This is a genomic window from Asaia sp. VD9 (assembly GCF_037150015.1).
Lineage (GTDB): Bacteria > Pseudomonadota > Alphaproteobacteria > Acetobacterales > Acetobacteraceae > Asaia.
In genome coordinates this window covers 160,381-166,624 of record NZ_JBBCQM010000009.1, presented here as the reverse complement: position 1 = coordinate 166,624, position 6,244 = coordinate 160,381, and the positions used below count along the sequence as shown (strand labels likewise).

The following is a 6,244-nucleotide window of genomic DNA, read 5'->3' as shown; positions in this document are numbered from 1 at the left end:
CCCTGATCCACCCCACAAAACACCCCACCACCCTCGCGGGGTGGAGCAGCCCGGTAGCTCGTCAGGCTCATAACCTGAAGGCCGCAGGTTCAAATCCTGCCCCCGCAACCAAATCCCCACACATACACAGACTGCCGCAATCAGCGCATCAACACGCTCGCCCAGCACATAGAACAAGCACAGCGGCCAATACACGTGCCCAATGCCCAAAACGCAGGCACCAGCGCAAAGGCGCAAACCACTCTCAGAGGGTTAGAAAGAGCGCGCCTTACGCATGCGCTTGCGGACTGATCACTCCAGACACTCGTGACGCAGCCGTTGCCTGCGTCGAGCCCGCATTTCTACAGCTCTCGGTAGAGGTAGAACGGGATGAACGCGAAGATTGTCCATGCGATCAGGAAGACAAGGGGAGCCTGATGGGCAAACATGCGGCCGCGACGGGCACGATGGGTCATGGCACGAGCATCCTCGTCGCTTTTCCCAAGCGTAAACTCAGACAAATTTGGAGATCGTCGATGGAGACGCTGCTCCTTCTCGTTCCATTTACCAATCGCCGCATAGCCCGCACGGATGCCGGGAAACGCCATGAGGGTCAGCATGAACCCCAGGAGCGATAGAAGCGGAGGAATGAGAATGGCCATGCGGTCTCCCCAACGCGTTGTTGAGCCGGTCATCGCGGTCGCATAGGCGATCACCAGAAAGGCCTGCGAACTCAGCAGCGCTTGGAGGCGGCCATTGACCGTCTCCGTTTCGAACCGGATCTCAGAGCGATAATAGGCGAGCAGCTCGTTATCGGACGGTTTGCCGTGGGCGATGACTTCTTCAGCATCGGGGGGCGGGAACGCAGGTATGACCATGCAATGCTTTCGTGGAGTGAGAGGTGAAATCAGACAGGATCGTGTCGTCATCTGCCTAAGACAAAGGCGACGCATCTGAGCCTATGGCGCCATGCACTCTCAAAAAGCGTGTCCACCCCGACGGTTCATATTCGCCTAGGGGGAGGCCGGATGCAGCAAGATACTGTGCGCTGATGGGCGAAATTATTGAGTCTTTCGTCCTGACCTCGCTCTTTATGAATGCATGAGCCGTGCAGCCAGCCTTCAGCAGATCCTGCAACGTTCGGCGCCAGGCCAGAAGAAACATGATCGGCGCATAGGGGGCAGTGGCCCTCTGCCCGTTTCATGACGTTTTTTCGGGAGAGTGGAAATGCGACCACGCCTACGGCCGTGCCCTATGTCTCGGGTCGGCTAACGTAATGGGACGCGTCCCCTTTTCGCGCAATGCTCGTTTATCGGCTCAACGTGACGCGATTTCGCGGCCGGCTCCGTAGATATGATAGAGCGAACTTGCAGGCATGTAGTCCACCAGCGGGTACCCTTGCGCATCCACATGGTCGATCCAACCCCCATTCAGTCTGGCCGGGGCGAATTGCCGTAAAAATGCCCGCCCATAGGCTGTGGCATCTTGCGTGAGCGCCTCCTTATGCGGAGCCATATGCAGAAGCCGCAGCAATTCGGTTTGTGCCCAGATGCGGGCGGAATGCTCCAATACGCTGAGGGTGTCGCTCATACTGTCGAGTACGACGCGCCGCTCATGGTCGCACCCATGAGTGAAACCTGCCTCATGGAGGCGCGATGCTGTAGCGCCAAGCCATTCGGCTTCATCGCCAGAGCTCTGAGCCAGTCTGGCGAAATCACGCAGCAGCCATGACCATTCGAAAAGATGCCCGGCCTGAACCTGATTGGCCCCATGAGAGGCGAATGGCATCCAGTCTGGGGCAAAGAATTCAAGCAGCAGACCCGAGCGACGATCGATCAGATGTGTCCGCGCAAGCGTGACCAGAGCACGGGCCTTGTCGAGATAGAACGCGTCTCCCGTCGATTCGAATACGACGAGATAAGCCTCCAGCAGATGCATGTGCGGGTTCTGGCTGCGGCGGGTTCCGTTATCAGGGACCGCATCGAGATAGCCGCCATTGGGCGCCGCAAAGATTGCCTCGATATCCTCGGCAATCTGCCGCGCCATTTGCCGGTCCTGAGGACGGTCGGCATAGCGAATGGCCCATCCATAGGCAAAAAGAATGAAAGCATGGGCATACAGGTCGCGTCTGCTGTCTGCCGGACGATCATCCTGGCCGATGGAGAAAACCCAGCCTGGTTGACCATCTGCCCGGTGATACAGCCTAAGAACGGTGTCGAGACAGTCGAGCGCCTGTTGTCCGGCATCATGCACGCCATCGAGCGCGGCGCGACAATAGGTGGAGATCTGGCGGGCCTGAACCATCAGGCGCAAGGCCGGGAGGACAACCGGACGTGCCTGCCAGTCCAGGCGCTCGTGATACAGCCCGCGGTGAGTATCAAACCCTGCCGTACTCCATAGCGGCAGAGCCTGTCCGAAAAGCCAGTTGCGCCAGGACTCCTGCAGGGAGAGGGCCGGATCTTCCATAGCGGTCGTCATATCACTCGGGGGCCAATCACGTTGGGGCCAGTCACTTCGAGGCCGGGTTCACTTGCTGATCGGCTCGTCCGTCTTGGAGGCGGTTTTCATCTTGCGCACGATCGAGGTTGTCGAGCGCTCTGATACCAGATCGGCCAGTACGACGCGACCACCATAGGATTTCACAACGTCTCCACCGACAACCTCGTCTTCGGTGTAATCCGCCCCCTTGACGATAATGTCCGGACGAAGGGCGCAAATCGTCTCATAAGGCGTGTCTTCATCGAAAATGACGACCAGATCGACATCGCGCAGGGCGCCCATCACGATTGCGCGTGCCTGCTCGTCCTGAAGCGGCCGCTCCTCTCCCTTCAGGCGTCGTACCGAGGCGTCGCTGTTCAGCGCAACGATCAGCTTGTCTCCCTCGCGCGCAGCAGCCTGGATGAGTGCAATATGGCCAGGGTGCAGCAGGTCAAAGCATCCATTGGTGAACACGACACATGCACCATGCTGGCGCCAGGCCTCTATCATGGCCTGAGCCTGAGCCAGGGTCGCGATTACGCCATCGCGGTCGATCTTGGATTTGAGGGCTGCGCTCAGCTCTGCGCGTGAAACCGTGGCGGTGCCGAGCTTCCCGATGACGATCGCGGCCGCATTTGTCGCGATCACCATGGCAGTGCGCAGATCAGCCTTGGCGGATATCATGCCGGCAAGCGTGGCGACCACGGTATCACCCGCACCAGACACGTCGAAAACTTCAGATTTCGGCACGTGTGCATGCGTCATGCGTCCATTGCGCTCCAGCAGGGTCATGCCCTCTTCAGAACGCGTGACCAGCACATCGCCGCCGAATTGCTCTTGCGCGGCGAGCGCCGCAAAATGGATCTCGGTGTCGCTGCCAACGGGCAGCCCCGTGGCCGCTGCCAGCTCCTTGCGGTTCGGGGTGATCAGCTGGGCGCCCTTATAGGCCGAAAGATCGCGGCGTTTGGGATCGACGACCACCGGGATACCACGCAGATTTGCCGCCTGTATGACGGCCTGAAGCACGGCGTCGCTCAGCACACCCTTGGCATAATCAGAGCACACCACGACATCCGCCCGGTCCATGGCGACGAGGGCTGCAGCGATGAGGCGTTCCTGCGCGGCAGGTGCCACGACCACAGAGGGCTCCTCATCAATACGCACGATCTGCTGCCGCCCGCTCAGGACGCGCGTCTTGGTGATCGTCACCCAGTCAGGATCCTCCACCAGATGCGTCAGATCAATAGACGGCTGACGGCCGATTGCGCGGCGGAATTCGTGAGCAGAGCTGTCCTGACCGACGAGCCCGACCAGATCGACGGCACAGCCCAGGGCAGCGGCGTTCATGGCGACATTGGCTGCGCCACCGGGCACGGTGCTGTGCTTGGCGCGCAAAAGGACCGGTACCGGGGCCTCGGGAGAGATGCGATCGACGGACCCATGGATATAGCAGTCGAGCAGCAGATCGCCGATGATCAAGACCCGTCCGAATATGAAGTCACTAATCATCGCTCATCCTTGTGAAAACGCCGCTTTGATCCCGGCAGGCCATATCCTGCCCAAAGTCGCTCAAGCCCAGAGCTGCTCAGGGGCATCACGGGTGATACGCGATCAGCCCGTCCTTTTGTCCTGCCAAAGGTGGCGCCGCATGACAATCCTCAACCCGCTCAGTCAGAGCGGCATGCTGGCCCTCGTTCCTGCGCACCGGCGAGAGGGCCTCTCGGTCAGCCGGGTAAAACGGATCAGGAAGGGAGATGGAATCATTTCGTTTCTGCGCTATCGTGCCCCCATGACCCTGAAATTTGCCCTGTCTGTGGTTTCTTGATGCGCGCAGCTCTTGTTCTCCTCGTCCTGGCCGGGTTCGGCGTGAAGCAGGCCCACGCCCTGCCGGCATTTCTGGAGAAATTTCTGCCGCATCCGCCGCCGCAGCCAAGTCACCCGGCCATTCCTGCCGTTCCTCCGGCGAACACGGTGCAGATTCCGGCCCAGGCGGCCGTACCGGATGGAACGCCGGCCTTGCCGCCCGTGCTCGTGCAGTCAGGGCCGCTTTCTTTCGCCCCTCTGGTCCAGCGCGTGATTCCGGCGGTAGTGAATATCGCCATCACGCAAATCAGTTCGGAAGGGGGGGGCAAGGTTCCTGCCCAGATCAAGGGCACTCCGCTCGAAAAGCGTTATCGCGAGAAGATGCAGCGCCATCAGGAGGAGATCCTGGGAGCGGGGTCAGGGTTCATCATCGACCCTTCGGGGATCATCGTCACGAATGATCATGTCGTCGGCGATGCAGATAACGTGACCGTCTCGCTTTCAAACGGGCAGGAACTGCCTGCCAAGCTCGTCGGGGTGGATGCCCTGACCGACATTGCCGTGATCAAGGTGGAGTCGCCCAAGCCGCTGCCCTATGTCACCTGGGGCGATAGTCACAAGGTCAATGTGGGCGACTGGATCCTGGTCGCGGGTAATCCCTTCGGTTTCGGTTCCTCCGTGAGCGCGGGGATCGTTTCAGCCCGGGGCCGCGATCTCGGGGCCGGATCGCTCGACGACTTCCTGCAACTCGACGCACCGATCAATCCGGGCAATTCGGGTGGCCCCGCCTTCAATATGCGGGGTCAGGTCGTGGCCGTGAACGCCGCCATGGTGTCGCCCGCCGGCGGGTCGGTCGGGATAGGTTTCGGCATCCCGTCGGAAATCGTGGCGCCGATCGTCGAGGAGATACGGCGCACCGGCCATGTCGATCATGGTTGGCTGGGCGTGACCCTGGATGACGGGGATGGTTCGGTCGTGTTGGTCGACGTGGATCGCAACGGTCCTGCCCAGAAGGGCGGATTGATGAAAGGTGACAAGATTACCGCCATCAATAACGTTCCAGTTGAGAACGGTCGCGCGTTGCTGCGTACGGTCGCCGCCGGAAAACCCGGTAGCGCCGTGACATTCACGGTAATCCGTAAAGGCAAGACCGTCACTGTCACGCTTCCAATCGGGAAACGCCCGGCAGATGCGGATCTCTGATCACAGAACCCTTTCTTCTCGCGCGTAACTGAAAGATAATGCAGTCACCGTAAAGTGAGGGGCGGACCTGCCGCTTCTCTGAGCCAAGGACTGACCATGCGTATTCTGCTTGTCGAGGATGATCCAACCGTCAGGAGCTTCATCGTGAAGGGCCTGAAGGAAACCGGGCACCTTGTCGAGGAAGCCGATAACGGGAAGGACGGTCTGTTCCTCGCCGTGAGCGAGAACTTCGATATCGTTATTCTCGATCGCATGCTGCCGGGCGGCATTGACGGTCTGCGCATTCTCGAGACGTTGCGTGCGCAAAACAACGCGACCCCCGTTCTGCTGCTCTCGGCGCTGGCCGATGTGGATGAGCGTGTGGCCGGGTTGAAGGCTGGCGGCGACGATTACATGACCAAGCCTTTCGCCTTTTCGGAGCTTCTGGCCCGTGTCGAGGCTCTGGCCCGCCGTGGCAGCGCCGAGCAGGCTCCCCAGACGAAGCTGACCGTGGCAGATCTGGAAATGGATCTTCTCTCGCGTACGGTAAAGCGCGGTGAGGAGAAGATTGATCTGCAGCCGCGCGAATTCCGCCTGCTCGAATTTCTGATGCGTCATGCCGGTCAGGTTGTCACCCGCACCATGCTGCTGGAGCGCGTTTGGGACTATCACTTCGACCCGCAGACCAACGTGATTGACGTGCATGTCTCGCGTCTGCGTCAGAAGGTTGACAAGCCCTTTGAAACTGCGCTGATCCATACGATCCGCAATGCAGGCTACATCCTGCGCGCCAATTGAGCAG

6 protein-coding genes and 1 tRNA gene are annotated in these 6,244 nt (G+C 60.1%); 4 read left to right on the top strand and 3 right to left on the bottom strand.

Annotated elements, in window-relative coordinates; genetic code table 11:
• Nucleotides 1-34 precede the first annotated feature (34 nt).
• Nucleotides 35-111: transfer RNA gene (locus WFJ47_RS12195), tRNA-Met, on the top strand.
• A gap of 230 nt (nucleotides 112-341) precedes the next feature.
• Here the strand turns inward: WFJ47_RS12195 and WFJ47_RS12190 are convergent.
• The 3 genes from WFJ47_RS12190 to rfaE1 all read right to left on the bottom strand — a co-directional run bounded on the left by WFJ47_RS12190 (nucleotide 342) and on the right by rfaE1 (nucleotide 3,966).
• Nucleotides 342-857 carry a hypothetical protein gene (locus WFJ47_RS12190; protein ID WP_127103459.1) on the bottom strand — a complete coding sequence of 172 codons (516 nt, stop codon included), beginning with the start codon at nucleotides 855-857 and terminating at the stop codon, nucleotides 342-344.
• Between the two features lie 439 nt (nucleotides 858-1,296).
• The gene (locus WFJ47_RS12185) at nucleotides 1,297-2,457 is read right to left on the bottom strand and encodes an AGE family epimerase/isomerase (protein ID WP_336763325.1); all 1,161 of its coding nucleotides are present in this window, start codon (nucleotides 2,455-2,457) and stop codon (nucleotides 1,297-1,299) included.
• 48 nt (nucleotides 2,458-2,505) lie between these two features.
• Nucleotides 2,506-3,966 carry a D-glycero-beta-D-manno-heptose-7-phosphate kinase gene (rfaE1, locus tag WFJ47_RS12180; RefSeq protein WP_336763323.1) on the bottom strand — a complete coding sequence of 487 codons (1,461 nt, stop codon included), beginning with the start codon at nucleotides 3,964-3,966 and terminating at the stop codon, nucleotides 2,506-2,508.
• 139 nt (nucleotides 3,967-4,105) lie between these two features.
• On the opposite strand from rfaE1, the gene WFJ47_RS12175 reads away from it, so the two are divergent.
• The 3 genes from WFJ47_RS12175 to WFJ47_RS12165 all read left to right on the top strand — a co-directional run bounded on the left by WFJ47_RS12175 (nucleotide 4,106) and on the right by WFJ47_RS12165 (nucleotide 6,240).
• On the top strand, nucleotides 4,106-4,282 hold the full coding sequence (locus tag WFJ47_RS12175) for a hypothetical protein (protein WP_158625444.1): 177 nt from the start codon (nucleotides 4,106-4,108) through the stop codon (nucleotides 4,280-4,282).
• Nucleotides 4,282-5,463: a S1C family serine protease gene (locus tag WFJ47_RS12170; RefSeq protein ID WP_127103457.1), complete on the top strand. Its 1,182-nt coding sequence runs from the start codon at nucleotides 4,282-4,284 to the stop codon at nucleotides 5,461-5,463. Before WFJ47_RS12175 ends, WFJ47_RS12170 begins: the two co-directional genes overlap by 1 nt.
• Nucleotides 5,464-5,559: 96 nt before the next feature.
• Nucleotides 5,560-6,240, top strand: coding sequence for a response regulator transcription factor (locus tag WFJ47_RS12165; protein ID WP_127103456.1), 681 nt, complete (start codon nucleotides 5,560-5,562; stop codon nucleotides 6,238-6,240).
• Nucleotides 6,241-6,244: the final 4 nt, after the last annotated feature.

Bases quoted from the DNA above. Each gene is read 5' to 3' on its own strand.
- WFJ47_RS12185 (WP_336763325.1), bottom strand. From the start codon at position 2,457: ATGACGACCGCTATGGAAGATCCGGCCCTCTCCCTGCAGGAGTCCTGG.
- WFJ47_RS12190 (WP_127103459.1), bottom strand. From the start codon at position 857: ATGGTCATACCTGCGTTCCCGCCCCCCGATGCTGAAGAAGTCATCGCC.
- rfaE1 (WP_336763323.1), bottom strand. From the start codon at position 3,966: ATGATTAGTGACTTCATATTCGGACGGGTCTTGATCATCGGCGATCTG.
- WFJ47_RS12175 (WP_158625444.1), top strand. From the start codon at position 4,106: ATGACAATCCTCAACCCGCTCAGTCAGAGCGGCATGCTGGCCCTCGTT.
- WFJ47_RS12165 (WP_127103456.1), top strand. From the start codon at position 5,560: ATGCGTATTCTGCTTGTCGAGGATGATCCAACCGTCAGGAGCTTCATC.
- WFJ47_RS12170 (WP_127103457.1), top strand. From the start codon at position 4,282: ATGCGCGCAGCTCTTGTTCTCCTCGTCCTGGCCGGGTTCGGCGTGAAG.